This is a genomic window from Slackia isoflavoniconvertens (assembly GCF_003725955.1).
Taxonomy (GTDB): domain Bacteria; phylum Actinomycetota; class Coriobacteriia; order Coriobacteriales; family Eggerthellaceae; genus Slackia; species Slackia isoflavoniconvertens.
The window spans coordinates 72,371-97,512 of sequence record NZ_QIBZ01000008.1; the positions used below are offsets into that span (position 1 = coordinate 72,371).

Sequence of the window (25,142 nt, forward strand, 5' to 3'; positions counted from 1 at the left end):
CCATTTGCTGGCAAAACGACATAATAAGCCCCTATGGCCCAAAGAAACCAAACACCTCGACATTCCGCACGCGGCGCTTCGCAGCGCAGCAGGCGTCCGCATGCCCAAAATACGCGCACAACCCGCACGTCGCGCGGCGCAACAGCACGTCCGTCGGCGCGCAACCAAGCAACAAGGGCACCTCGCCATGGCATCTCGACGGTTCGCGGCAAAGCGGGACGCAGTGCGCACGGCACCGTGAAGCAGAGCCTCAGCTCTGCGACCTTTACGCCTGGCCCCAATGCGGGCATTGGCACAGGGCGCCCTACCGCAGCGTCCCAAGCGCCTGACGCACGAATCAACATCTCCCTGCCGGCAGGCGAAAGCCTCTCCATTACACGGCGCCAATTGCTCATTGGAGCCCTTGGCATTGGCGCTGTGGTGGTCGCTGGAGCCGCCGCCTCAGCCGTAAGCAACGAAAAGAAGGCCGACAGCGAAGTCGACGCGCTTGCCGTGAATAAGGAATCGGTATTCTCGATTTCCGATTGCACCGTGCTCGATTCCGCTCCGCTCTCGCTCGCCGGCGAGTTCAAAATGCCCTACGGCACGTTGGTGTGGGCAAACAGCGAAACCTATGCGGCATGCCTTCTGCCCACCGAAAACTCAAGCCCGCTCACGCAGGTCGCCGTTCTCTCGCTTTCCAGCGGACAATATACCGTCGTGCTTGACGGCCCGCACAGCAGCGAGCGCGGCTTCGACATTTACGACGTGCGTTGCAACGACCAGGGCATCGTGTGGATTGAATCCAATTGCTATACGGGCGAGTGGCGCGTTTTCCAGGCCACGCTTTCACGCGGCGTTGCGGGCGACGCCAAACAAGTCGACTCAGGCAATGGCGACTGGGACGTGCCATCGATCACCGTTGCGAAGTCGCGAGCGTTTTGGCAGGTAATGCCCTCAACAAGTGGAAACGCCACCTCTGAGCCGTCCGCGCTGAAATCGGCGGCCTTCGGGTCGAGCGACGTGCGCGTCGATTGGCAGAGCAATGGCCGCATGAGCACGTCGCCCTATTCCACGGGCGACGCCATTTGCATTTCGCCGCGCTCGCAAGCCTCCAGCTCGTATTCGCAACTCACGCTCATCGACGCGGAATCAGGAGCCATGCGCGAATCGCTCACGCTGCCCGCTTCAATGCGCCCGCTCGAAGCCGCCTATGTGAATGGACGGTTCTCGTTCACATTCGACTCTATTTACACCTACGGCGAAGGCCTCGCGAGCCTTGGCACGTATGCTCCCGTAAGCAACGACACGGGCGGCCAGTGGTTCTGTTTCGACCGCAACCCGCTATGCGCCCCCGCATGGTGCGGCGGAAACCTCGTCGTGAAATCGACCCGCACGGTCGCAGGCGTGAATTTAAGCACGCGCGAGATGTTCTCGCTCGACTGCCCCGACGATTGCGACAACTACGGCGATTTCCTCGCCAGCCAAGGTGACGTCAACTCCCTCGTCACGTATCTGGGAATGAGCACTAACGAAGACGACGCTTACACCCTCGTGCGCGTGTGGACCGCATAAGACGCGCCCAACCAAACGAGCCAATACCAGCCTAAGGGCGACGCTTCAAGCGCCGCCTTTTTTTCGTGCAATGTTGGCCGTCAAAAACTTAGCAGCAGTCGCATCAATGCGCGGAAGGCGCCGGGGTGGCCGACCGGAAACGCTCGGTTTCTCATTTCCTCTTAAAACGGGGAACCGGAGCTCGGCGCATAGGCCACGAAGCGGCCGGTAGCCGAGCGGGCATTTCCGAGCGGCCGCCCCGGCGCCTTCCGCACGCGAGCTACGATAAGTCTTCCGCGCGGGACAAGACGCCTTCTCCGCATACTGAAAAGGAGCGCCCGGCAGGTCGCCGAACGCTCCTTAGCGATAATCGAACAGGCTTAGAATTCCAGGCCTTCAAGCTTTTTGAAGGCTTCATCCTTGTGCTGCAAGAACGCCCACGGATTGAAAATCTCGTCGAGGGTTTCCTTGGAAAGCTTTGCCTCGGGGTCGGCTTCCAAACGCTCGCGATAAGTGGGGCCGGCAACCGCATTCTGGATGTCGTGCCACACGGCCATGGCATTGCGCTGCACGATGACATAGGCATCTTCGCGCGTAATACCCGTGTTCACCAGGGCAAGCAGCACCTTCGAGGAGAAGATCAGGCCACGCGTGCGGTGAAGGTTGTGCTCCATCTTGTCAGGATACGTCTGCAGGCCATCGAGCATCCACTGCATTTTGCCGAACATATAGTCAAGCGCAATGAAGCTATCGGCCAGAGCAACGCGCTCAGCGCCCGAGTGCGAGATGTCGCGCTCGAACCACAGCGCCACGTCGTCGAGGCCGACCTGGGCGTTCGCCTTCACGATACGAGCCAGGCCGCACACGCGTTCCGCCGTGATGGGGTTGCGCTTGTGAGGCATGGCCGAAGAGCCCTTCTGGCCAGCCTTGAACGGCTCTTCCGCCTCAATGACGTCGCTTTCCTGCATGAGGCGCACCTGCAAAGCGATGCTCTCAAGCGTAGAGGCGCACACAGCAAGCGCACACATGACCTGCGCGTGGCGATCGCGAGCAAGCACCTGCGTAGACAGCGGATCGGGAGTCAGGCCCATTTTCTCGCAGACGTACTGCTCGACGAACGGGTCGATGCTCGAATAGGTGCCCACTGCACCAGAAATGGCGCCCGTTGCGGCAACCTCGCGAGCCTGCTGCAGGCGGGTCTCGGCGCGCTTGAGGGCCCAAGCCCAGCTGCCGAATTTCATGCCGAACACCATGGGCTCAGCATGAATGCCATGGGTACGACCCACGCACAGGGTGTTCTGGAATTCAAACGCACGGCGCTTGCAGGTTTCGCCGAGCTGCTTCACGTCGGCCAAAATAATGTCGAGCGCCTGCGTGATCTGGTACGACAGCGCGGTGTCACCCAGGTCGGAAGAAGTCATGCCATAGTGCACCCAACGGCTGGGCTTTTCTTCGCCTTCGGGAATATCGGCATCGATATATTCAGCCATGTTCGTGAGGAACGCAATAACGTCGTGGTTCGTCACGGCCTCAATCTCGGAAACGCGATCGACGGTAAAGTTCGCATGGTCGCGAATCCACTTTGCGTCTTCCTTGGTGATGCCGCACTGCCCCAGCTCGGCCTGGGCCTCGCATGCGAGCAGCTCGATTTCCTTCCAAATGTTGAACTTGTTCTCAAGCTCCCAAATGGCGCCCATGGCCGGGCGCGTGTAGCGAGAAATCATACTGGTCCTTTCAGGCGAATTGACCAGGCTATTATACGGCCAATGGTACAGCGGGGGCGTAAACTCGCGGAATCGCGATAAAGTCGAAGGGCGAATGCCTTAAGGGCGGGAAAGACAACCGCTCGCGCGCAGAAGGCGCAGGGGCGGCCGTTCCAAAATGCCTGCTCGGCTACCGGCCGCTACGCGGCCTATGCGCCGAGCTCCGGTTTCCCGTTTTAAAGAGAAATGAGAAACCGAGCATTTCCAATCGACCGCCCCGGCGCCTTCTGCGCACTTATGGATAGGAATCACCTCGTATGGATCCCTCGAAGGTGGCCGAGACCGCACCAATCCCCGAGAGCAAACCAAAGCATGCAGACCAATCTAGCCCTACAAAGCGCCGAATACCGCGCGAACATCGTCGACGATATCGTGCTCGGCGACCACGACGGCCTTATCGCCCGGATAGAGCACCATGTCGTCGGTCGCCACTTCAGCCTCGCCGTATTCGCGGCGGTCAACGGCAATGAGCAGGCTGCCTTCGGGCAGGTCGATAACGTCGACGGGCACGCCGTCGTCCATCTTGAAGTGGCGAAGCTTCTGCGGAATCGCGATCTCGAGCAGCGCGATGTCTCCGCGCGAAAGCGCCGACACAACACCCACGCCGCCCATCAGGGCTTCTTCTTCAATCATGTTCGCGATAAGCATGGTTGACGACACGCTCTCAATGCCGACCTCGCGAAAGATTCGACGATTCTTGGGGTTGTTCACGCGGGCAATGCAACGATTCACGTTGAATACGCGCGTCGCGATTTCGCACGCCACAAGGTTGTCGTCGTCGCGGCCTGTTACGGCAACGAAGACGTCGGCCTTACGAATGCCTGCGTCTTCCTGGAAGTCGGAGTCGCAGCCATCGCCGTTAATGATGAGGTATTCGCCCTGAAGCTCGACGGAAAGATGGTCGGCGGTATCGCGGTCGCTTTCGAGCACCGCGACCTCATGGCCTTTGCCCAACAAGACGCTCGCCAGGTATTCGCCGACTTTGCCGCCGCCCATGATAACGATATACACCGCAGCCTACCTTTGCATCATGTAAACCGAAAACGAATTCAGCAGGTCATGGCGAATGCATGCCAACACGCTGTCGCCATGGTAGAGCACGCTGTCGCGCGTGGGAATGGAACTCATGGAGCCGTCGCGACGCTCAAACGCGATAATGCGAATGCCATGATTGCGTTCAAGGTCGCCCACCTTCACGCGACCGCGGGGCGTCATAGACAGGTCGATGGAGAAGCGAAGCACCTCAAAGTCGCCGAACGTATCGAGATGGCTTCCGTGGCCCGACATGATTTTCGAGAAGATTTCCTCAGCAACGAGCGAGGTTCCGCACACATAGTCGAGGCCCAACTGCATATAGGCTCGCTCGCGCGCGGGGTTGTAAAGTCGCGCGATAACATGAGGCACGTGGAAAATACGGCGAGCGACCTCGATCACCATGAGGTTCGAGTTGTCCGACTGCGTAACAGCAGCCACAACGTCGGCCTCCTCCACGCCCGCGCGCACAAGAACATCCTCGTCGAAGCCTACGCCCTGCAAGGTGTTGCCATTGAAATTGCGATCGAGATTCGAGAACGCCGCGGCATTGCGGTCAACGACACACACGTTGCCGTCGCCCTGGGAAAGCAGCGTTGCAAGCTGAGAGCCAACACGCCCGCAGCCAACGATGATGATATTCGCCATACTCCTGCCTTTCGGCCTACGCCGAGGTCAACGGCGCGTTAGAGGAATTTGTAGTAAACAGGCTTGACGCCCCAGTCGCCGATTTGGCTTGCACCGAGGGCTTTCCAGCAGCCCGGCGCCAAATCGAGGGCTCGCCCATATTTCTCGAAGCCGCCTGTATCGGTCACCGTTGCGACAATGATGGTTTCGCCATAGCGAATGGCAACCGCGTGCCCAAGCAGATTCGACTGCGACTGGGGAACGGCCACCGTGAGCTCGTTTTCAGAAAGCAGGCGGCCCGACGCGGTGGCATCGGTGCAGAAGTTGCCCGAACCGTCGTCGTTGTCAGAGCGGCTGTACGCCGAAGCCATACCGTACGACCAGCCGTCAGACTCATCAGGGAGAATGCGCGGTGCAGTGGGCAGCGGATTGGTGGTACCCAAGGCCAACGCGGCCTCGGCGGTAGACGAATTCAGGGCGTCATATGCGGCAAGTGCGATAACCGGATCGGGGTCTTTCACCGTGATGGTGCGCGACGCGGTTTTCGTAAGCGAATTTGAATCGCTAATGCGCTCCTGCGCGTTGGAATCGCCTTCGAAAGAAGCGAATGCTTCATCGTCGGAAACGGTATTGCGTGCCTCGCCAATGCCAAGCGTGGAGTTGTCCACATCATGGGATGCCACGGCGGGCTCAAGGGTGATGACCGTGAACCCCGCAGCAACAAGGGCGACAACCGCCACGGCGATGAACGCCGCTGCGAACGCGTGCCTATTGCCGCGTTTTTCAGCGATACGAGCCACTCGGCCTCCAATGTTCAAGATGCGCGCCGCCCAAACCTCATGCGACGAATCGCGGCAGAAAGCACATACGTGCTGACCAGCGAAACGCATCTGCCAATACAAGAAAACTATTCTATTATATCGCGAAACCGAGAGGGCTCAAAATCCACGCCGCGAATGGCGCCCGCGGCTTCACACCTGCGGCACAAAAAGAGCAATAACCAGGTACGCCACCGTGGCCATTGGGGGAAATGCGGCGAGCAGAATAACCGCAATAATGCGAACCACCGTAGCGTCGACGCCAAAGTAATACGCGATTCCGCCGCATACGCCGAAGATGCGCTTGTCGGCGCGCGAGCGGCGAAACGCCTCATGGTTGCCAGGCTGCGCAAAGCCCGACAGCTTTCCAGATTTAGTCGCCCACAGCAAATACCCGCCGGCAGCAAGCAAGCCGCAGGGCCACACGACGTTCCACAAATGACGAATGAAGTTGATCAAACTCGAAATAGCCGCGGCCGGAACAAGCACATTCACAAGATTCCATGCACCAATAAGAATGAGCACCACGCCAATAACGACGGCGACCTGCGGAGCATTGCCACGTTTTCCTGAAGAATTTTGAGCCATGACGATACGTCTCCTAGAACATGCCGCGCGGTGTAAAGGGCGACGGCGATATCTCGATTACCTCAAGCGGAGCCGGAGGCGCAAAACCAAACGTCGCTGCGGCCAAGAGCACGGCGAAGCACGCAGCAGCCGCGAAATAGAACAAATCGTCCTGCATGGCTTTTCCAATGAGTACAAGACCGATGACGACAAAAAGGCCAGGCCATAGCTTAGAAATGCCATACAGAAGCGTCTCAAAACCAACCACCCCAACCGAGACGGCCAAAAGCGTCAGCCCGCAGAACATGAGCATGAGGCCTAACGAGAAACGGCGCAGGCGCGCCATGCTGCGAGAGGGCGTGATCATGAGAGCTGCGCCCGTGAGGCAAACGGCGATAGGCAAAAACTGCCACCACTCGACCTTCGGCGCAATAATCGTGAGGGAAAACGCCGTAATCACCGCAAGCGCCGCGGTGCCAATCCACATGCCCGCACGCGACCAACCATGAGGGCCAATGCTACAAGGGGAATCGTCTTCAGAAAAGCACGGGCGCGGCGAGCCGTCGGCCGCATACGCGTCACACGGCAGGGTCTCGGGGGAAATCGCCACATGCTTGGGCAACACGAGCCACAGCGTGGCATATACCAGGGTAAAGAGCCCGAACGTAACAAGAACGAGCAGCACGGCGAGAATGCGAACGGCGGCGGGGTCCATATCGAGCCCCTCAGCAATACCGGAACACACGCCGGCAATGGCCGTATCGTCGGTGCGATAAATTTTCCTCGTTGCCGCCAACGTGTCCTTCCTTCTCACCACGCGCGGCACGTGGCCGCGCTCTTAGGCCTGCTCTGTCTTCGTCACCAAAAGCTCCGAAATGCGACGGCGACGCACCTTGCGCACCTTGAACGTAAAGCCGTCCTTCGCGAATTCATCGCCAAGCTGAGGAACGCAATCGAATTCATCCATAAGCCAGCCGGCCACGGTTTCGTAATCGTCGCTCACCTTCACGGGGAAGCCCGCCTCGGCCGCGTCGTCTGTGGGGCACGAACCCTTCACGCACCACGAGCCCGCGCCAAGCGCTTTGATGTCAGCATCTTCGAAGTCGGTTTCGTCGACGATTTCGCCGACGATCTCTTCGACGATGTCTTCGATGGTTATTAAACCAGCGGTGCCACCGTATTCGTCAACGACTATCACCATCTGTTGACGATTCGTTTGCATCTCGTTGAGCAGCGGCAGCAAGCTCTTGCTTTCGGGCACGAAACCCACCTCGGCCACGTAATCGGACGCAAGGTCGTCTTCTTTATCTTCGAGCAAAGGGTCGATGAGGTCTTTATAACGAACGATGCCGATGATGTCGTCGTCATCGTCGCGGAACACGGGCAGGCGTGAGTAGCCTGTGCCGCGCATGCGGTCGATAGCCTGGCGCACCGTTTCGTCGGAGCCCACCATAATCATGTCGACGCGCGGAGTCATAACTTCTTCCGCCGTAGCGTCTCCGAGGTCCATGACCTCATGAATCATGCGCTTTTCTTCGTCGTCGAGCTCTTCGTTGTCGGCGACCATTGTGCGAATCTCGTCTTCGGAGACCTCTTGGCGACGCTTGTCGCCGAAAAACATCGAAAGGAAGCCTTTCGATGAGGTCTTTTCTTCAAAAGAAGGGGTCGAACTCGTAGGGCCTGCGTCCATAAAGGCACGTCACCGCTTTCTCAAATCACCGCAGCCATGCGGGTGTGCTTACAGCACGAACAACAATATCGAGAAAAACTGCAGGACGCTGCCAGCGAGCACCCACAGATGGAACACCATATGCATGAAGGGAATTTTCTTCAGCACATAAAACACGCAGCCAATGCTGTAGCAAACGCCGCCGGCGACGAGCAGCCAAAGGCCGGTTGGCGCGAGGTTTTCGACAAGCGCCGGCAAGAATCCCACTACGCACCAGCCCATGATCAAATAAATCACGACCGACACCCAGCGAGGACGGAATGTCCAGAACGCCTCGGCAGCCATGCCGATAATCGCGAGCGCCCACACGAACGCGCACAGGTACACGCCGCCCGATTCGGAAAGCGTAACCAAGCAATAGGGGGTATAGCTTCCCGCAATGAACAGGTAAATCGCAGCGTGATCGATGACCTTGAACACGCGCTTCGCGCCATCGATGGCAAGAGCGTGGTAAAGCGTTGAGGCCAAGTATTCCATGAGCATAGAGATGGAATAGATGAGCGCCGCGGCCAAAAGCACGCCTGCGCCATCGCCGACAGCGCGCACAATGCTAATGGGAATCGCCGCGATGGCCAAAGCCGCGCCTACACCGTGCGTAATGGAATTGCCGATTTCTTCGCCCACGGAATATTCGCGCACCTTCTTGTGGCGGCGCATGGTGTCGTGGGCGGAGGATGTTAATAAAGTAGTCATGAGCGCAATTCTAGCATGCCAACCGCCATGGGCGGCCCCCTTGCCATATTTGGGCACAAACGAGCGGCGATAGGACAGGGCAACCAATGGATATACCCGGAACAGGACAGCCCGTGCAGTGACTTTTTACGACGCCTGGGCGAATTTGCCCGAAAAAACGGCTATGATTCCAATGCGGGCGGTGCCACCGAGGGAGGGGTTGTGGCGCCGCCTTTTTGCGTATGGCGCCAACTATGCCGCGCTAGAACAGCCCCATTTGCTGCGGTTCGTACTCGTATTCGCATAAAAGTTCGCCGACCGTGATCTCAACCTCGTACGATTCCCATTCCTTCACAGGCGCGGCAAACACATTTCCGCCCTGCTCGAGCATCAAAATGCCGCCCACCATGCCCACGCAGCGACCAGCGACCATATCGCTCGGCGAATCGTCGGGCAGCTGCACGATGTCGGGCGCCGCTTCCACATCACCGAAGTAGTATTTCGTGAGGTCAAGCACGCCGCCCTCAGGCTCAACGCCATGGGCGCGAGCCGCTTCGTACACCGTTTCAATGGCGGCATCGGCCTTGAACGGATCGCTAAGCAGGCGAACCTTCGTGCCCAATCGCATGGTTTCGTAAATGCCTTCCTGCGCGCACAAGTGGGCCTCGAGCGCACGGGCTTCATCGGCGTTTGCGAAACGCTTCAAAATGCCCGCGACGCGCGCGCCCTGCTCGAGCAGGCGCTCGATGCCGCGCGTTTCCGACGAAATGCCCACTTTCAAATGCTGCGGCGAGAAATACGCCATGTACACGAAGTGCGGCGTGAGGTTGTAGGCGCGCTGCTGGGCCGAAATGCTGTCGGCGTTGTAGAAAGCCGGATTGAAGCCCGTCTCTTCGCGGCAGGCCGGGCACATGTCGTCTTTGTACTGGGAAAACGGCATGAGCTCCACGCTGTTTTCGCACGCCTTCGATTGGTAGGTTTTCAAATCGAACGGCCCAATGCAGAAACGCTTTTGCGTATGGCGGAGCGTGAAGGTGCGGCCCAGAACGGGCAGGCGCATCTGCTTTTTTCCATACACGTCATTGACCAGCAGATATGGGCCATCGGCGGCATAGCCGAGCCCAGAAAACACGAGCGTTGCATTCGGCATGAAACGAGGCATGCGGGCGAGTCCTTTCACAAATGGCGGCACCGACGCGCCGCGAAACTTTCGGCGTTCGATAATAGCGCAAACGCCGCACAGGCGAGACTTCGCATTCGCGGCGAAACCGAAGGGGCACATGCCCGCTCGTCCGCAAAAGCGAAAGCCCACCATCCAGAAAGAAGGCCCAAAGGCTACGCTTTATGGCACACAAGGAAGAATAGCGACGCCATGCACGATAAGAAGGCGCGGGGGACGTGGGGCTTTACGCGCCCTTCGCCATAATGAGATTCGCCAGCACGCCAATAACCGAATCGGCTGCGCCAAGCGCCGGGATATAGGTGAAATTCGGCGCCTCGGTGCCCGCTTCGCGCGCTGCCGAGACGAACTCCTCACGAGCCTCAGTGCCCACTTCATACGAAGTCTCGATGCAGTCGACCGAGAATATGGGGCACACCACAGCAACGTCGTGCGCACCCTCGGCCGCCAAACGACGCAGCTCAGGCTCGAGGAAAGGCCCGAGCCATTTGCGCGAATCGAAGCGCGATTGGTAGGTGAGCACCACGTCTTCGGGAGCAATGCCCAACTTGGACGCCAGCCCCTCGGCCGTAGCCTTGGTCGATTCGGGATAGGTGTCGCCCGCCGCTTGAAAGCTCACGGGGATGGAATGGAAGGAAACCACGAGCTTTTTACCCGGCTCATACGACCACGCATCGCGCACCGATTGCGCAAGCGCATCGAGATAGCCCGGCGCATTCCAATAGTGCGAAATTGTGCGCACTTCCGGTCGCGTTCGCTTGGGACGCTCGGCCATAGCCTCGCCGAAAGCGCGCTCGAATTCCTCCAAGCACGTGCCCGCACACGCCTTCGTCTCTTGCGGGTAGAGCGGCACGACCACAATTCGAGAAACGCCCGCGTCAAGCAGCGCCTCAATGGCCGATTTCGTCGACGGGTTTCCGTAGCGCATGCCCAGCTCAACCGCGACGGGTTCGCCCATAAGCTCCGTCAGGCGGGCGCGAAGCTTGTCGCGCTGCACAAGCGACGTGAGCAAAAACGGGCTGCCCTCTTCGGTCCAAAACTGCTGATAGTGCGCGGCGGTTTTCTTCGGACGATTCGGCAAAATGCAGAAATTGAGCACCGGCTTCCAGATAAGCCGCGGCACATTGATGAGGTTGCGGTCGGAAAGGAATTGCTTCAAGTAGGGACGAATGGCTTCGGGCGTCGGAGCATCGGGGGTTCCCGTGTTAAGAATCAAAACGCCCAGCACAACAAACATCCTTCCATGCAATGCGAGCAGCGAAAAGCCGCACGCCCCCTTTATAGCGAACTGAACTTTATCACCAGACAAAAAGTGGCCGGCCCCGCACGGAGCCAGCCACATGAGCCGCAGGAAAATGACGGCGTATGACGTAATAGCCGGCGGAACCTAACGCCTACCGAATTTTCCTTCTCTGCGCTTCCTTTCAGTATTACATTGGATTTAAGAGGGGGCTCCCATGCTGAACATCATTGCCGTAGTTTTGCTCTTGTCGGCGCTAAGCGAGTCCCAATAAGCTTTAGGATTAGGGAGGTAACAGCAGTGGCCAATGCTAACTCGCTCGAAATAAACAATTGCCTCATCTGCCATTATTTCATTTTTCCTCACCTGCGCAATGACCCTCCTTTCGTGCCAGAGCAGCATCGAAACCGACGGTCAGCCTGCCGTTGACCAAGCGGCAACCGAGCGCATCAAATCGGGCTATTACGACCACCGCGTTGCATCGCAGATGACCAGTGAACGATTCGACCAACTAATCACAGATGGGCTCGACTACGCAGAAGGGTCCTACCCCGAAGCGAATATCCTTATTGCAAACAACACTGTTGTTGAGGGGCTCGCCGCTGACGCGGCGAGCGAACTCGCATCGCACGGCTTCGCAAGCGCAACCGCGCAGAACAACGAGAACGCACCCAGCACGTCAGATGCAACCTGGATTCACTACTATGATGACCAATATGAGCAAGCCGCTGCGCAAATCGCTGCAATTTTGAACTTGGACAACACCGCCGTCAGCGGCCCGCACGACCACCGCAGCGAAAATTCCTCCGAAGAATACGACGTCATCGTGAACCTCGGTTACGACGTCACGAATTAGTTCGATACGCCAGGTCGCGAATCTCCACAAAAAGCAAGCCCCGCAAAACGGTTTTACCAAGAGCCTGCATCAAAATTGTAAAGCTATTGTATATACGACAGCTTTACAATAACTTGATTCTAGCTATAATGGAGCCACATACAAAAGAGGTGAATTATGGCGACAGCAACGATTAACATCCGCATAGACGAAGCCACGAAACGCGACATGGAAGCCGTCTGCAAAGACTTGGGCATGAGCATGACCACGGCCTTTACTATCTTCGCAAAAAAGGTGGGGCGCGAACGTCGCATTCCCTTCGAAGTGTCGGTCGATCCGTTCTACAACGAAGAGAACCTCGCCCATCTTCGCCGCTCAATCGCAGCATTGAATACCGGCCACGGCGTTGCGCACGAATTGACCGACGATGAATAAGGTCTGGTCGCCAGAAGCCTGGGACGATTACGTTTGGTGGCAGACCCAAGACCGAAAAACTCTCAAGAGAATCAATGCTCTGGTTAAAGACATCGAGCGCAACGGCGCCTCAGAGGGAACGGGCAAGCCCGAACCTCTTCGAGGAGACTTATCGGGCTTCTGGTCACGTCGTATCGATGAACAAAACAGGCTCGTGTATCGCGTATTGGGACCAAATATAGAAATCGCCTCTTGCAAATCGCATTACGGAGATCACTAAACCGCTGCGCGTTCCGATCGGGACGCCCGCCCCGTGAGCGAAAGGCATCCCGCTATTCAATTCGGGCGGGCCTTTGGGGAACGCCGGCCGCCGTAGCGCAGGTCATGGCGATACCGGCAACCAATGCGGGAGCGAGCTGCGCCACGTCGGGGAAATCGGCGCCACCAAGATGCGTCGCCGCAATAACGCCGAGCACCAAAATCGTCGTTGCCGCAAGCATGCCGCAGGCCGCAAGGCCACGGTTACCGCGAGCACACAGAAGCGAGCCTACCACAGCAGCGACCAGCCACGACACCGCCATGGCCCACACGTTCGGGCTTGCGACGAGCGACAACGCCGCATCCTCCATAGCGCTCGCGCCCGGCATAGCCCCGAACGCGAACATATTCCAACCCGTCAAATCGAGCGAGCCCGCGCATGCCAGGCAAAACGCCGAAACCACGGCAAACGCTGTAGCCGCAAAAGCATGCTTCACGTTCAGGAAATACCCCGCGAGCAGCGGCACCACCGGCGCGAAGCCGAATGCGCCCGCCAGAACAGCCGTTGTGCCCACATTCGCGCACGCATGATGTCGCGCGCCACCGAGCGCAAGCCACGCTACGCCCGCAAGCGCGAGCGCGAGCGCCAAAAACGGCGACCCAGAAAGCGCGAGCGCCACCACGAGCGCGCCCACCGCAAACGCCGCGCCAGCTCCAGGCCACGCAAGCGCCGCCGCAACGGCAACGCCCACCACGCCCCAAAACGCCGGCTCCATGCGCCCGGCAATCGTCATGCACGCGGGAATGTTCGCAGCTGCCTCGAACGCGGCAAACCCGCATACGACAGCCGCCCATAAACGCGCGACCAGCGCTTTCGTGCGCGGTGCTATGCGGTCAACCATGCTCAAGCCCGCATGCGATCCGCCGAGTCCCGGCAAGAAGGCCGACGCCGCGCCGCGCTCTTCGTCGCAATCGGCGCCATCGTCGCACGCCTCGCCCACCAACACCGCAAGCTCACGCGCGCCTCGCCGCGCGTCACCCATATGCGGCAGCATAGCGTCGGCGAACAACTCGACCGAATCGAATCGGTCGTCGCGGTCGATTGCAAGCGCACCAAACAGCGCCTCGTCGACCTCCTCGTTCAAATCGCCGCGCACCATAGACGGCACAAACACTTCCGCCTGCTCAATGGCACGTTCGGCAGCATCGAGGCCAGGCGCCCGAAATGGATTTTCGCCCACGAGCATTTCATAGGTAAGCGCGGCAAGCGCCCACTCATCGGTACGCGCGTCGCACGCTTCAAGACGCATTTGCTCGAGCGGCATATACCCAATGGTTCCACCCGCCGCTCTGCCATACCCCGCCGCATGCGACAACTGCGACAGACCAAAATCGGCCACTTTGACCTGGCCTTGCCGGTTAATCAAGACGTTATCGGGCTTGATATCGAGGTGAAGCACCTGGTTTTCATGCGCCGTTTCGAGCGCGCCGGCCACGGCCTCGAACACACACGTCGCCACATCGAGCGACAGCGCACCCTCCTCGCGCATGAGCTCGGTGAGCGTGATGCCATCCATGTATTCCATGATCAAATACGCCTGGGCGCCCGATGCGTCGAAGTCGTACACACCCACAATGTGCGAATCGGACAGCATGGCAGCCGTGCGTGCCTCATCGAGCCCGGGAATCTCGCGCGGCGAGCGCGCATCAGCGGGCGACGCGTAGCCGTCAAGGCGCAGGCACTTAATAGCCACGCGTCGCTGAATACGCGTATCCCACGCCGCAAGCACCGTCGCGAAACCGCCCGCGCCCGCTTCCTCGAGCGGCCTATATCTGTTCAAGATGAGATTTTGCACGCCACATGGCCTTTCTGTTTTAATGGTTGGCTATTATATCTTTTTTAAGCTCACGTACTAAAACCGCAGAAAGGCTTGAGTCGCCCATGGGATTCTTCTCGAAATTCGAAGGCAAAATGGAAGATACCTTCGAGGGTGCAGCGGGGAAAATGAACAACGCCGCCATCTCGCCCGTCCAAATAATGAAGAAGGCTGAAAAGCAAATGCGCCGCGAGAAAATGGTGAGTGCGGGCCGCGAATTCGCCCCCACGCTCTACACCGTGCTCGTGAACGCCGACGACGACCAGCGTCTCTTCGGCTTTTATCCCACGCTTGCGGGCGAAACCGAAACGCGCCTCGAATCGGCAGCGTCTTCCGAAGGTCTGGCCCTGGATTGCAAGCCGCTCGTGCGCTTCATCGTGGACGAGAGCCTGAAGCACGGAAAATTCGACGTGATCGCCGAAGTGGTGAGCGCACCCATCATCGCACAGCTGCGCGATGAGGAAATGCAGCGCTACGGCATGGCTCCCACCGGTGGCCGAGGCTACGCGCAGCAACCCCAGCAGCAACCCGCATACCGTCAGCAACCGCAAGCGCAGCCCCAACAACCCGCCTACGCGCAGCCCAATCGAAATGCGACTTTCGGTCAGGCGCCCAGATACGGCGCCGCAGCAGGCGCGGCATACGGCGCAGCCCAGCAACCCGTCGCAAAGCCGCCGCTGCCCCAGGTCAACGAAGACGAAATCGATTACGACGCCAACTACGGCGAATACACGTTCAACAGCGAGAACTTCAGCGACCCCCATGCGCCGGTCAACGTACCGCCCGTGATTGAGCCCGAAGCTCCCGCCTACGCCAACCAGCAGCACGTCGCGCAGCCGGCTGCCGCCGGAACCCAGGCCGCCCAATCGTTCGCGCAGAGCATTCCGCAGCCTCCCGCGCCCGAACCGGTCATTTTGCCTGAGCAGGCCCCCGCGTTCCCCGGCGCATTCCCCGCGACCTACCCCGCAGGCGGAGCTGGCGCATTCCCCGATGTCGCCCACGTCGCCGAAGCCGCAGGTGGCACGCCCGGCATGCCGGGCAATGCCGCTTATGCGGGCGTTCCTGGAACCGTCGCGTTCACTGCGGGTGCCGCACAGGCAAACCAAATCCCCAATGCCAATGCCGTTCGCGCGCGTCTCATCGACGTCGCATCGAATCGCTCCTACGACCTTGCCACCAACCGCGTGCTCCTCGGCCGCGAAACGGGCAACGACATCGTCGTGAACGACCTGAATGCTTCGCGCCAGCACGCGCAAATCGAATTCGAACCGCAGGGCGTCTGGGTCATTACCGACCTTGGCTCCACCAACGGCACGCTCGTCAACGGTGCGCCCGTCACGCGACGCGGCCTGTCCGACGGCGACCGCATCACGCTCGGCATCACCGATTTCATCTTCTCACTGCGTTAGGAGCCCTTCCGTGATCGACATCGTCCTTTTAGTTGGCCGTCTTCTGTTCGTCGCGCTTTTGTATCTCTTCCTGTTCGCCATCATGAAAACGGGAATTGGCCTGGTGAAAGGCCAGCGCAAACGCGAAAAGGCCTGGGAGGTGTCGGTAGAACGCGGGCCCAAAGAACTGCGCGGCGTGAAAATGCCCGTACGCGGCCCCGTTATCGTGGGTCGCTCGCCTGGCGCCGACATCGTGATTGGCGCGAGCTACGTTTCCGCGCGCCACGCGCGTTTTTCCATCATGGGCCAAAACCTGTTCGTTGAAGACTTGGGTTCAACGAACGGCACTGCCGTAAACGGCCAGCGCATCGCTGAACCTGTCGCGCTCAAGAGCGGCGATGTGGTCAATATCGGCGACGTCACCATGCGAGTGAGGTACGAATAATGGCCGCCGCAAAGAAGGCCCAGCGCCGCGGCCGCCACGCCAAGGTCGATTTCCCCGAATACGGTTCTCGTACCGACGTCGGCCTGGTTCGCGACCATAATGAAGACAGCCTGACCGTGGCCCCACCCGTATTCGCCGTCGCCGACGGCATGGGCGGCCATGCGGCAGGTGAGGTCGCCAGCGAAATCGCCATCCAAACGCTTGTCGAAAACGCACCCGACACCGCCGACGGCGATGCGCTCGCGCGCGCCGTGGTCGAAGCGAATCGCGCGGTTATTCGCGCCGCGGTCGACGGGCGCGGCAAACAAGGCATGGGAACCACCATGACCGCCGCCGTGGTCGACGGAGTTCGCCTCGTAGTGGCGCAGGTTGGCGATTCGCGCGCCTACCTGCTGCATCGCGGCAACCTTCAGCGCATCACGCGCGACCATTCGCTCGTGGCCGACATGGTTGAAGCGGGCGAAATCACCGAAGAACAGGCCCGCGTGCATCCCCAGCGCAGCGTCATCACCCGAGCGCTTGGCAGCGATCCGCGAACCCTTCCCGATATTTACGAGATGACGCTCGAAGGCGGCGACAGGCTGCTTTTGTGTTCGGACGGCCTTTCGTCGATGATTGAAGACGATGACATCCAAAGCGTGCTTGTGCGTCGTTGCGACCCGCAGCTTTGCGCAAACATCCTGGTAAATGAGGCAATTAAGGCAGGCGGCTTCGACAACGTGACCGCCGTCGTAATCGATGTGAAAGGCGACGAAGAGACCCGCGTGAAAAAAGCGCGGTTCCGCAGCCGAACGGGCGCCATTATCGGCGCGCTTGCGCTTCTTGCCGTGCTCGCTGCAACCGCCTTCGGCTCGTATGCCTATTTGAACCACGTGGCGTTTCTTACCGTCGATTCGAATAACGAGATTGTCGTGAACCGCGGCCTGCCGGGCGAGGTATTCGGCATCCAAACCTACACGCTCGACCATAAAACCGGCGTGAAAACGAGCGATTTGGACCTTCCGCAAAACACCATCGATAGGCTCACCGAAAACGGCGGCATGCGCGTCGATTCCGTGGCCGACGCCGATTCGCTCGTGAGCACGTGGAAATCGCAAGCGACTTCCGAAAAAACGCAGGACGACGCCAATGAGGGAAAGGGTGGTGACAAATAATGAGCCGTCGCAATACCGAACTGCTGCTTTTGTGCTTGGCGGCGCCGTTCGTTGTGCTGCTGTTCGCCATGGTGCTCGTTCAGCAAGGCACGTCGCTTTCTCTCGAATCGCTCACCGCGCCCCTCGGCCTGTTCGCCGCGTTTGTGGTGGCGCACATCGCCACCCGCTTCCTTGCGAAAAACGCCGATCCGGCCATTTTGCCCATCACATTCGGCCTTTCCGGCATCGGCATCGCATTCGTCACGCGCCTCGCGCCCGATTTGGCGGTAAGCCAGATCATCTGGCTGTTCGTTGGCATCGCGTGCATGGTGATCACTCTGGCGGTCGTGCGCAACATCGACCGTCTCTCACAATACAAATATACGTTCATGGTGCTGGGCATCATTTTGCTGCTCTCCCCCATGATTCCCGGCCTCGGCCAGGAAATCCTCGGCAGCCGCATTTGGCTGAAGCTTGGTCCCTTCAGCTTCCAGCCAGGCGAAATCGCGAAAATCTGCATCGTCATCTTCTTGGCGTCGTATTTGGCGCAAAACCGCGAGATGCTCTCCATTTTCACCGTGCGCGTTGGCCGCTTCCGCGTTCCCGACCTGGGAACGCTTGCGCCACTGCTCGTGATGTGGGCGATTTCGTTCATCATCGTCGTGTTCGAGAAAGATTTGGGAAGCGCACTTGTATGCTTCGTGCTGTTCCTGGTCATGCTTTATATCGCGAGCGGAAAGAAGCTCTATTTAGTGGTGGGCTTCGGCCTTGCCGCCATTGGCTGCGTGTTTTTGTACCAGTTCTTCGGCCACGTGCAAATTCGCGTGAACACCTGGCTCGACCCGTTCTCTGACGCATCGGGCAATGGCTATCAGCTGTGCCAAACGCTCTATTCCCTGGCCGATGGCGGCATGGTGGGCGTAGGCATCGGCAACGGCCTCGCCGAAAACATCCCCGTCGTTGAGTCCGACTTCATCTTCGCCGCCATCGCCGAAGAAACGGGCTTGCTCGGCGGAGCCGCCGTGTTGCTTTTGTATTTGAGTCTGTGCATTCGCGGTTTCGCGACCGCGGCTCGCGCGAAAAGCGACGTGTCGGCCATGATGGCCGTAGGCTGCACCGTGACCATCGTGCTTCAGGCGTTCATCATCGTGGGCGGCGTTACGCGACTCATTCCGCTTACAGGCCTTACCCTGCCTTTCATTAGCCAAGGCGGATCTTCCCTGCTCGCAAGCTTCATTGGCATTGGCCTTTTGCTGCGATGCGGCGACGAGGGCACCGGCATCAACTCGGAAGTTCGCGACGGAACGAGCCGCATGGCCCCCATTGGCGCGCACGGCTCGCACGGCCGCCCCGCAGAAACGGGCGTGCTCGGCCGCGTTGCCCTGGGCAAACGTCTCACCAATACCGCGCTCGCGTTCGCGCTCATGTTCGCGGCGCTTGTAGCGAACCTCACCTACGTTATGGTGTTTATGGCCGACGAGTATCAGAGCTACCCCGGCAACAACCACACGCTCTATAAGGAAGCGCGCACCGAACGCGGCTCCATCTCCACATACGATGGCGTCGTGTTGGCCGACAGCGTGCAGGCGGACGATGGCGGATACACGCGCGAATATCCGCAGGGTTCGCTCGCAGCTCACCTGGTGGGATACTACTCGCAGGTTTACGGCGCATCGGGCATCGAGGCCTCGCAGAACAACGCGCTGAAAGGCGATTCGAGCTTCGCAAGCTGGACCGACGTAGTGAACAGCATGGCGGGAATCGAGACGCCCGGCAACGACGTGCGCCTCACGATCAATTCCGAGATTCAGAAAACCGCCGAATCGGTGCTCGAGGGCTACAAGGGCGCCGTCGTGGTCATGAACCCGAAAACGGGCGCGGTGCTCGCCTGCGCGAGCTCGCCCACCTACGACATCAACGACGTCGACGACATATTGGCCCAGGCCGCAAGCGGAACCGACGCCACGAATGGTGCGCTCATCAACCGCGCCACGAGCGCCGTGTATGCGCCGGGCTCCACATTCAAGCTCGTCACGCTTACTGCGCTTATCGAGGGCAACCTCGCCACGCCTTCCACCACCATCGACGCGCCTGCGCAAATGACCATCGGCAACGCATCGGTCACCAACGCCGACGACATTGGCTATGGCACCATCACGCTCGCCCAGGCTCTCGCCGTTTCGTCGAATACGGCATTCGGCCAGTTCGGTGAGGAAGTCGGCAGCGACCTGCTCGTGAAAACCGCGCAGAAGTTCGGCTTCGGCAGCGCCATTGACACCGACATCCCCACCACGGCAAGCCTCATGCCCGACCCCGACGAGATGACCACGTGGGAAACCGCGTGGGCGGCATGCGGCCAGCCGGTAGGCGAGCACGCAAGCCCCGCAGGCCCGCAGGCCACCGTGCTGCAAATGGCGATGGTCGCCTCGGCGATTGCCAACGACGGCGTGCTCGAGAAGCCATACTTCGTTGAAGGCGTCTACAACGCCCAAGGCGAGCGCTCCTTCAGCGCAACTCCGAAGAGCCTCGGCAGCGTCATGTCGAGCTCTTCAGCGAAAACCATCACCGAAATGATGGAAGGCGTCGTGAACAACGGCACCGGCGCGGGAGCAAAAATCCAAGGCGTGCAGGTCGCCGGCAAAACCGGCACGGCCGAGACGAACAAGGAATACAACGACAGCTGGTTCGTGGGCTTCGCACCGTCCGACAACCCCTCGGTCGCCGTCGCTGTGCTCATCGAAGAAGGCGTGCACGGCACCGACGAATCGGGCCTGGCGAGCGTGCGTGCGCAGAAGGTGTTAACTTCGGCACTTCAGGCGCAAGGCCTGCTGTAGTTGGAATAAAATAAGGTATTTAACGAAAGAAAGCGCTCGGCAATCGAACCAGGAAAACGCACCAGCCGAAAAGCGCTTAACCATAGGTCCATCCGCGGCGGCGGAAGGTGAGGAGAGAAACGTGATAGGCAGAGTATTCAACGGCCGATACCGCATCACCGAGCGCATCGGCATTGGCGGCATGGCCGAGGTCTACAAGGCCCAGGACCAAACGCTCGGCCGCATTGTCGCGGTGAAGGTGATGCTGCCGCAATACGCAGCCGACCCCGAATTCGCGGCGCGCTTCAAGCAGGAAGCCGCATCGGCGGCCAACCTGCAGAGCCCCTACATCGTGAACGTGTACGACTGGGGCCACGATGACGGCACGTACTTCATTGTCATGGAATACGTGCGTGGCACCGATTTGAAGAGCGCCATTCTGCAGCGTGGCGCCATCAATCAGCGCAAGGTCGCCGAAATCGGCAGCCAAGTGTGCCAAGCGCTTTCCGTCGCGCATAACCAAGACATCATCCACCGCGACGTGAAGCCGCAAAACATCATGGTCCAGCCCGACGGCAACGTGAAGGTCATGGACTTCGGCATCGCGCGCGCGAAAAACTCCGTGAAATCGCAAACGAGCAGCGTGCTTGGCACGGCGCACTACATTTCGCCTGAGCAGGCCCAGGGCAAAGAGCTCACCGGCGCCTCTGACATGTACTCGCTCGGCTGCGTGCTCTATGAAGCCGCCACGGGCCAACTTCCCTTCGACGGCCCCGATGCCGTAAGCGTCGCCATGAAGCAAGTTCAGGAAGAGCCCCTGCCCCCTTCGCAGGTCAAGCCCGACATTTCGCCCGACCTCGAAGCCATTATCTTGAAGGCGATGGACAAAAACCCCTACAACCGCTTCCAAACGGCGCGCGACATGAAGCAGGCGCTCGACGACTTCCTCATGGGACGCCCCGTAAACATCGCCGGTGCGGCGGGCGGCTTCGCAAGCGCTCCCACGTCGGTCATGGGCAGCGTGCCCGGCATGGCAAGCGAAGCGGGCGGCACCGCCGTTATGCAGCCCATCGGCAGCGACACGGGAATGAAAACGAACTCATACCGCGGCGGCAACGATATCGATATGGGCAAGGCGAAGAGCAAGAAACGCGGCCCCCTTATCGCCGTCGCGGCCATCGCGGCAATCGCCCTTATCGCCGCGCTCGCATTCGCGATAACGGGAGGTCTCGGCGGGGGCGACAAAGTTCCCAACGTGATTGGCCAAACCCAGGAGGCCGCCGTTCAAACCATTGAAAAAGCCGGCTACACCGTAGGCACCGTCACCGAAGACTACGACGCCGAAACCGTAGCGGGTCGCGTGTGCAAGCAAGACCCCGAAGCCGACAGCGACCTCGAGAAGGGCGGTAAGATCAACATCGTCATTTCGAAGGGCGTAAAGAAGGGCTCCATTCCCGACCTCTCGGGCATGACATCCGAACAGGCCGAAAAGGCGTTGAAAGACGCTGGCCTGAAGGCCCAATACGCCGGCAACGAGGCATCCGACGCCGATAAAGACACCGTGAGCAGGCAAGACCCTGCCGCAGGCAAGGAAGTCGACGAGGGCACCACGGTCAAATATTGGATTTCCACGGGCCCCGAAGACACGTCGGTGCCTAACGTAGTCGGGTCCGACCAGGCAAGCGCAAAAGCCCAGCTGGAAAGCGCCGGGTTCACCGTGCAGGTCGAAACGGGCGACTACAGCGATAAATACGGCGAAGGCATCGTCATGTCGCAAAACCCCAACGGCGGCAAGCTTGAAAAAGGCGGCACCGTGACCATCACCGTATCGCAGGGCCAAGACCCTGAAAAGAACAAGGTCACCGTTCCGTCGGTCACGGGCATGAGCCAGAGCGAAGCGATCAACACGCTGCTCTCGTGCAACCTCGCCTATGCGCTTGATACGGCATCCGCTGGTTCGGGAACCCCGGGAACGGTCGCCAAGCAAAGCGTCACCGCCGGCAAGAAGGTCGACAGCGGCACCGTGGTCACCATTTACGTCGTGCCCGAATCGTCGAACTCCACGGGTGATAACTCGAACAATTCCGGCAACACCCCCAACACCGGAAGCACGACGAACTAGCGGCCGCTCGCAATTTCAGGAAGCGCTCCTCAACCGAGGGGCGCTTCTTTTTTAATCGCAATCGTGTTCCCGACGATGGAGCGAACGCCATTCGGCAAGTGCCCTTAGATTCGCGTTCGCGAGCACCCCATTTGAAATACCTAACTTCACGTGATACGCAACCCTCGATTCGCCTCAAAAGCCCCGCTACAATGGCAGGCATGGCACACATCACGAACAATCCTCCAACCTCTGCAACGACACTTCCCCAATGGGGATATAAGACCATGCTCCTCGGCGCCGCCGCCATTTGGGGCCTCAGCACTTGCATCATCAAGGACACTGTCGCAGTGTTTCCCCCTGCCTGGCTTATGGGCATTCGGTTTTTCCTCGCAGGCATTCTCTTGCTCATCGTTTTCCGCAAGCGCGTCGCACAATGCCTTAATCGAGAGATGCTCGTTGCCGGCGCAATAATCGGCCTCGTTCTCGCGCCGGCATATCTGCTCAACACATCGGGCCTTCAATTCACCTCGGCATCAAAGGGAACGTTTCTTACGGGCACGTATTCCATCATGGTGCCCTTCATCGCGTGGGCGATTTCAAAGCAACGCCCCACACGTTACAACATCGCCGCGGCATTGCTCGCCCTAGCTGGCATTGGCTTCATCTCGTTTTCCGGAGCAGGCGAAGTCTCGCTCACCTTCGGAATCGGCGAAGCAATCATGCTCGCCTCGGCCTTTTTCCTAGGTTTGCATATGGCGGTATCGGCGCGCCTCTCGGATGGGCGCGATGCGCTCGCGCTTTCCGCGATCCAATTCATCGTCGCCGGCCTCATTGGCATGGCGAGGGGAGCAGCAACGGAAGGCACACCGAACTTAACCACGTTTGCCGACCCTTCGGTGTTCGCAGGTATGGTGTATCTTGTGGTGTTCGCTTCGTGCGGCGCGCTCTGCTTCCAGAATATTGGCATCAAACACGTTCCCGCAGCACCCGCCGCCTTGCTGCTGTCGACCGAAAGCCTGTTCGGCGTGACATTCGCCGTGCTCTTCTTCGGCGATACGCTTACCATCACAGCGATCATCGGCTTCGCGCTTATCGCTTTCGGCATCGCGGTAAGCGAAACCTTCCCCCTAAAGAAAGGAAGTTCGCAGTAATTCACGGCAGAAAACGTCGCCATGGGGCCTCATTGCATATGAAGCCGCGCGCATTGGCAGGAATCGCACCAAAGGGGCTCCTCTTTCGTCGAAAACCAAAGGCAAAACAAGCTTGTATAAAACAAAATGCCTGCTCACGCTATTCCGCACCATCATTTTAGTGCCCAAGGCTCCTGCAAAAGGGCCCCCTGGGTGCGATTCCTGCCAAATCAACGTCGCAACTCGTACAATAGGCAAAGAAAACGAAGCGTCGCCTCAGCAAGAATCACGAAAGAATTCCGATGAAAAAAGAACTCCCCGCTCTGTTCTACAAGTTGCTCATTATTGCAGCCACCATTATTTGGGGCTTCAGCTTCGTTGTCGTAAAAGATGCCGTCGATGCCGTACCGCCCGCGTGGCTTATGGGCATGCGCTTCGTCGCCACCGCGGCAATTCTTGCCGTGGTGTTCCATAAAACGCTGCGTGCGAACTTCGATACGAGCCACCTTTTTGCAGGCGTCGTGCTTGGCGTGCTCTCGTTTTTGGGCTTCTGGATTCAAACTATCGGCATCACCGATACAACACCCGGCCGCAACGCGTTTCTTACCGCGACGTATTGCGTCATGGTGCCCTTCCTTTACTGGATTGTGGCGAAGCGTCGTCCCACGGTGTTCAACCTGGTAGCCGCCGTCATGTGCATTGCGGGCGTCGGGTTCGTTTCGCTCGGCGGCGATTTCACGTTCACTATGCGCTGGGGCGATGCGATGACCCTGCTCTCAGCCGTGTTCTTCGCGCTGCATATGGTTATGGTGCCCGTTTTCGCCAACCGTCGAGACATCATGACCATCACCATCGTGCAAATCGGCACAAGCGGCCTGTGCGGCATCGCAATTGGAGCGCTCAGCGAGCCTACGCCTGCTTTCTCCTCGCTTGGCATCGATTTCTGGGTACAGCTCGGCTACCTGGTGATTTTCGCATCATGTTTGGCCATGGTGTTCCAGAATGTGGCACAAGCGAAAATCCCCCCGGCGCAAGCGTCGCTTTTGCTCTCGCTTGAAAGCGTGTTTGGCGTGGCATTTTCCGTGTTGCTTTATGGCGAAGAGCTCACCTGGATGCTGCTTGCTGGCTTCGCGCTCATCTTCTGCGCCATCGTGATAAGCGAAATATTTCCCAGGCCGAAAAAGAAGTGACCTGTCTGCGCTCAATTCAGCCTATCGCCCTCGTGTAATTTTCACCGAGGCATACGCAACGGGCAGGCCAATAGGCGCCCAGGGCTTTTTCAGCTCAATATCAATTTCTTGAACCAGCGGAAATCTATCCAACACGGCATCGGCCACAGCCTGCGCCGCGCGCTCAATCAGCTTGAACGTCGATGCGCGCAACGTCGCATCGACCAGATGGCACACCGCGCCATAATCGACGGAATCGTCCAGGGCATCGCTTTTGCATGCCGCCGAAAAATCGCCGCGCAACACGAGGTTCACGATGAATTTCTGCCCCAGCGCATTTTCCTCTGGAAACACGCCATGGTTCGCGAATACCTCTAAATCGACGATGCGAATTTCATCCATCGTATCCCCTGTT

Annotated in this window: 23 protein-coding genes; 11 read left to right on the plus strand and 12 right to left on the minus strand. The window is 59.2% G+C overall.

The window, feature by feature from the left end; genetic code table 11:
• Positions 1-237: 237 nt before the first annotated feature.
• Positions 238-1,554, plus strand: a complete 1,317-nt coding sequence (locus tag DMP05_RS05760) for a hypothetical protein (protein WP_148039696.1) — start codon at positions 238-240, stop codon at positions 1,552-1,554.
• Between the two features lie 359 nt (positions 1,555-1,913).
• On the opposite strand, the gene purB is transcribed toward DMP05_RS05760, so the two are convergent.
• The 10 genes from purB to hemH all read right to left on the minus strand — a co-directional run bounded on the left by purB (position 1,914) and on the right by hemH (position 11,158).
• Positions 1,914-3,257 (minus strand): adenylosuccinate lyase, encoded by a 1,344-nt coding sequence (gene purB, locus DMP05_RS05765; RefSeq protein ID WP_123219558.1) that lies wholly within the window; start codon positions 3,255-3,257, stop codon positions 1,914-1,916.
• 369 nt (positions 3,258-3,626) lie between these two features.
• Positions 3,627-4,307: a potassium channel family protein gene (locus DMP05_RS05770; protein ID WP_114615284.1), complete on the minus strand. Its 681-nt coding sequence runs from the start codon at positions 4,305-4,307 to the stop codon at positions 3,627-3,629.
• A 6-nt stretch (positions 4,308-4,313) separates the two neighbouring features.
• Complete coding sequence (locus tag DMP05_RS05775; RefSeq protein WP_114615283.1) at positions 4,314-4,976, minus strand: potassium channel family protein; 663 nt, start codon at positions 4,974-4,976, stop codon at positions 4,314-4,316.
• Positions 4,977-5,014: 38 nt separating this feature from the next.
• Positions 5,015-5,755 carry an RlpA-like double-psi beta-barrel domain-containing protein gene (locus DMP05_RS05780; RefSeq protein WP_244595067.1) on the minus strand — a complete coding sequence of 247 codons (741 nt, stop codon included), beginning with the start codon at positions 5,753-5,755 and terminating at the stop codon, positions 5,015-5,017.
• Between the two features lie 171 nt (positions 5,756-5,926).
• On the minus strand, positions 5,927-6,361 hold the full coding sequence (locus tag DMP05_RS05785; RefSeq protein WP_114615282.1) for a PspC domain-containing protein: 435 nt from the start codon (positions 6,359-6,361) through the stop codon (positions 5,927-5,929).
• A 13-nt stretch (positions 6,362-6,374) separates the two neighbouring features.
• On the minus strand, positions 6,375-7,136 hold the full coding sequence (locus DMP05_RS05790) for a PspC domain-containing protein (RefSeq protein ID WP_123219559.1): 762 nt from the start codon (positions 7,134-7,136) through the stop codon (positions 6,375-6,377).
• A 42-nt stretch (positions 7,137-7,178) separates the two neighbouring features.
• A complete protein-coding gene (locus DMP05_RS05795; protein ID WP_244595068.1) occupies positions 7,179-7,961 on the minus strand; it encodes a hemolysin family protein in 783 nt (260 codons plus the stop codon).
• A 117-nt stretch (positions 7,962-8,078) separates the two neighbouring features.
• Positions 8,079-8,762: a PAQR family membrane homeostasis protein TrhA gene (gene trhA / locus DMP05_RS05800; RefSeq protein ID WP_123219561.1), complete on the minus strand. Its 684-nt coding sequence runs from the start codon at positions 8,760-8,762 to the stop codon at positions 8,079-8,081.
• 241 nt (positions 8,763-9,003) lie between these two features.
• A complete protein-coding gene (locus tag DMP05_RS05805) occupies positions 9,004-9,903 on the minus strand; it encodes a DUF2797 domain-containing protein (protein WP_123219583.1) in 900 nt (299 codons plus the stop codon).
• A gap of 244 nt (positions 9,904-10,147) precedes the next feature.
• Positions 10,148-11,158, minus strand: coding sequence for a ferrochelatase (gene hemH / locus DMP05_RS05810; RefSeq protein ID WP_221182961.1), 1,011 nt, complete (start codon positions 11,156-11,158; stop codon positions 10,148-10,150).
• Between the two features lie 376 nt (positions 11,159-11,534).
• Here hemH and DMP05_RS05815 point away from each other — a divergent pair, with 376 nt between their 5' ends.
• The 3 genes from DMP05_RS05815 to DMP05_RS05825 all read left to right on the plus strand — a co-directional run bounded on the left by DMP05_RS05815 (position 11,535) and on the right by DMP05_RS05825 (position 12,690).
• Entirely contained in the window at positions 11,535-12,017 is a 483-nt protein-coding gene (locus DMP05_RS05815; RefSeq protein WP_123219562.1) for a LytR C-terminal domain-containing protein, read from the plus strand.
• Positions 12,018-12,173: 156 nt separating this feature from the next.
• Positions 12,174-12,431 (plus strand): type II toxin-antitoxin system RelB/DinJ family antitoxin, encoded by a 258-nt coding sequence (locus DMP05_RS05820; protein WP_123219563.1) that lies wholly within the window; start codon positions 12,174-12,176, stop codon positions 12,429-12,431.
• Positions 12,424-12,690, plus strand: a complete 267-nt coding sequence (locus DMP05_RS05825) for a Txe/YoeB family addiction module toxin (RefSeq protein WP_123219564.1) — start codon at positions 12,424-12,426, stop codon at positions 12,688-12,690. The genes DMP05_RS05820 and DMP05_RS05825 overlap by 8 nt, the downstream gene beginning before the upstream one ends.
• 52 nt (positions 12,691-12,742) lie before the next feature.
• Here the strand turns inward: DMP05_RS05825 and DMP05_RS05830 are convergent, their stop codons facing one another.
• Positions 12,743-14,524 (minus strand): serine/threonine-protein kinase, encoded by a 1,782-nt coding sequence (locus DMP05_RS05830; RefSeq protein WP_123219565.1) that lies wholly within the window; start codon positions 14,522-14,524, stop codon positions 12,743-12,745.
• Between the two features lie 86 nt (positions 14,525-14,610).
• On the opposite strand from DMP05_RS05830, the gene DMP05_RS05835 reads away from it, so the two are divergent.
• The 7 genes from DMP05_RS05835 (at position 14,611) to DMP05_RS05865 (ending at position 24,748) form a co-directional block, all read left to right on the plus strand.
• Complete coding sequence (locus DMP05_RS05835; RefSeq protein ID WP_123219566.1) at positions 14,611-15,954, plus strand: FHA domain-containing protein; 1,344 nt, start codon at positions 14,611-14,613, stop codon at positions 15,952-15,954.
• A gap of 10 nt (positions 15,955-15,964) precedes the next feature.
• A complete protein-coding gene (locus tag DMP05_RS05840; RefSeq protein WP_123219567.1) occupies positions 15,965-16,378 on the plus strand; it encodes an FHA domain-containing protein in 414 nt (137 codons plus the stop codon).
• Entirely contained in the window at positions 16,378-17,532 is a 1,155-nt protein-coding gene (locus DMP05_RS05845; RefSeq protein WP_123219568.1) for a Stp1/IreP family PP2C-type Ser/Thr phosphatase, read from the plus strand. Before DMP05_RS05840 ends, DMP05_RS05845 begins: the two co-directional genes overlap by 1 nt.
• Positions 17,532-20,345 carry an FtsW/RodA/SpoVE family cell cycle protein gene (locus DMP05_RS05850; RefSeq protein ID WP_123219569.1) on the plus strand — a complete coding sequence of 938 codons (2,814 nt, stop codon included), beginning with the start codon at positions 17,532-17,534 and terminating at the stop codon, positions 20,343-20,345. Before DMP05_RS05845 ends, DMP05_RS05850 begins: the two co-directional genes overlap by 1 nt.
• A 121-nt stretch (positions 20,346-20,466) precedes the next feature.
• Complete coding sequence (gene pknB, locus DMP05_RS05855) at positions 20,467-22,446, plus strand: Stk1 family PASTA domain-containing Ser/Thr kinase (protein WP_123219570.1); 1,980 nt, start codon at positions 20,467-20,469, stop codon at positions 22,444-22,446.
• A gap of 191 nt (positions 22,447-22,637) precedes the next feature.
• Positions 22,638-23,579: a DMT family transporter gene (locus DMP05_RS05860; RefSeq protein WP_244595069.1), complete on the plus strand. Its 942-nt coding sequence runs from the start codon at positions 22,638-22,640 to the stop codon at positions 23,577-23,579.
• Between the two features lie 281 nt (positions 23,580-23,860).
• Positions 23,861-24,748 carry a DMT family transporter gene (locus DMP05_RS05865; protein ID WP_123219571.1) on the plus strand — a complete coding sequence of 296 codons (888 nt, stop codon included), beginning with the start codon at positions 23,861-23,863 and terminating at the stop codon, positions 24,746-24,748.
• A 21-nt stretch (positions 24,749-24,769) separates the two neighbouring features.
• Here the strand turns inward: DMP05_RS05865 and folB are convergent, their stop codons facing one another.
• Positions 24,770-25,129, minus strand: coding sequence for a dihydroneopterin aldolase (gene folB, locus DMP05_RS05870; protein WP_123219572.1), 360 nt, complete (start codon positions 25,127-25,129; stop codon positions 24,770-24,772).
• Positions 25,130-25,142 lie beyond the last annotated feature (13 nt).

Bases quoted from the DNA above. Each gene is read 5' to 3' on its own strand.
- DMP05_RS05860 (WP_244595069.1), top strand. From the start codon at position 22,638: ATGGCAGGCATGGCACACATCACGAACAATCCTCCAACCTCTGCAACG.
- DMP05_RS05820 (WP_123219563.1), top strand. From the start codon at position 12,174: ATGGCGACAGCAACGATTAACATCCGCATAGACGAAGCCACGAAACGC.
- DMP05_RS05845 (WP_123219568.1), top strand. From the start codon at position 16,378: ATGGCCGCCGCAAAGAAGGCCCAGCGCCGCGGCCGCCACGCCAAGGTC.
- purB (WP_123219558.1), bottom strand. From the start codon at position 3,257: ATGATTTCTCGCTACACGCGCCCGGCCATGGGCGCCATTTGGGAGCTT.
- DMP05_RS05835 (WP_123219566.1), top strand. From the start codon at position 14,611: ATGGGATTCTTCTCGAAATTCGAAGGCAAAATGGAAGATACCTTCGAG.
- DMP05_RS05815 (WP_123219562.1), top strand. From the start codon at position 11,535: ATGACCCTCCTTTCGTGCCAGAGCAGCATCGAAACCGACGGTCAGCCT.
- hemH (WP_221182961.1), bottom strand. From the start codon at position 11,158: ATGTTTGTTGTGCTGGGCGTTTTGATTCTTAACACGGGAACCCCCGAT.
- DMP05_RS05850 (WP_123219569.1), top strand. From the start codon at position 17,532: ATGAGCCGTCGCAATACCGAACTGCTGCTTTTGTGCTTGGCGGCGCCG.
- DMP05_RS05825 (WP_123219564.1), top strand. From the start codon at position 12,424: ATGAATAAGGTCTGGTCGCCAGAAGCCTGGGACGATTACGTTTGGTGG.
- trhA (WP_123219561.1), bottom strand. From the start codon at position 8,762: ATGACTACTTTATTAACATCCTCCGCCCACGACACCATGCGCCGCCAC.
- DMP05_RS05805 (WP_123219583.1), bottom strand. From the start codon at position 9,903: ATGCCTCGTTTCATGCCGAATGCAACGCTCGTGTTTTCTGGGCTCGGC.
- DMP05_RS05785 (WP_114615282.1), bottom strand. From the start codon at position 6,361: ATGGCTCAAAATTCTTCAGGAAAACGTGGCAATGCTCCGCAGGTCGCC.
- folB (WP_123219572.1), bottom strand. From the start codon at position 25,129: ATGGATGAAATTCGCATCGTCGATTTAGAGGTATTCGCGAACCATGGC.
- DMP05_RS05795 (WP_244595068.1), bottom strand. From the start codon at position 7,961: ATGTTTTTCGGCGACAAGCGTCGCCAAGAGGTCTCCGAAGACGAGATT.
- DMP05_RS05775 (WP_114615283.1), bottom strand. From the start codon at position 4,976: ATGGCGAATATCATCATCGTTGGCTGCGGGCGTGTTGGCTCTCAGCTT.
- DMP05_RS05865 (WP_123219571.1), top strand. From the start codon at position 23,861: ATGAAAAAAGAACTCCCCGCTCTGTTCTACAAGTTGCTCATTATTGCA.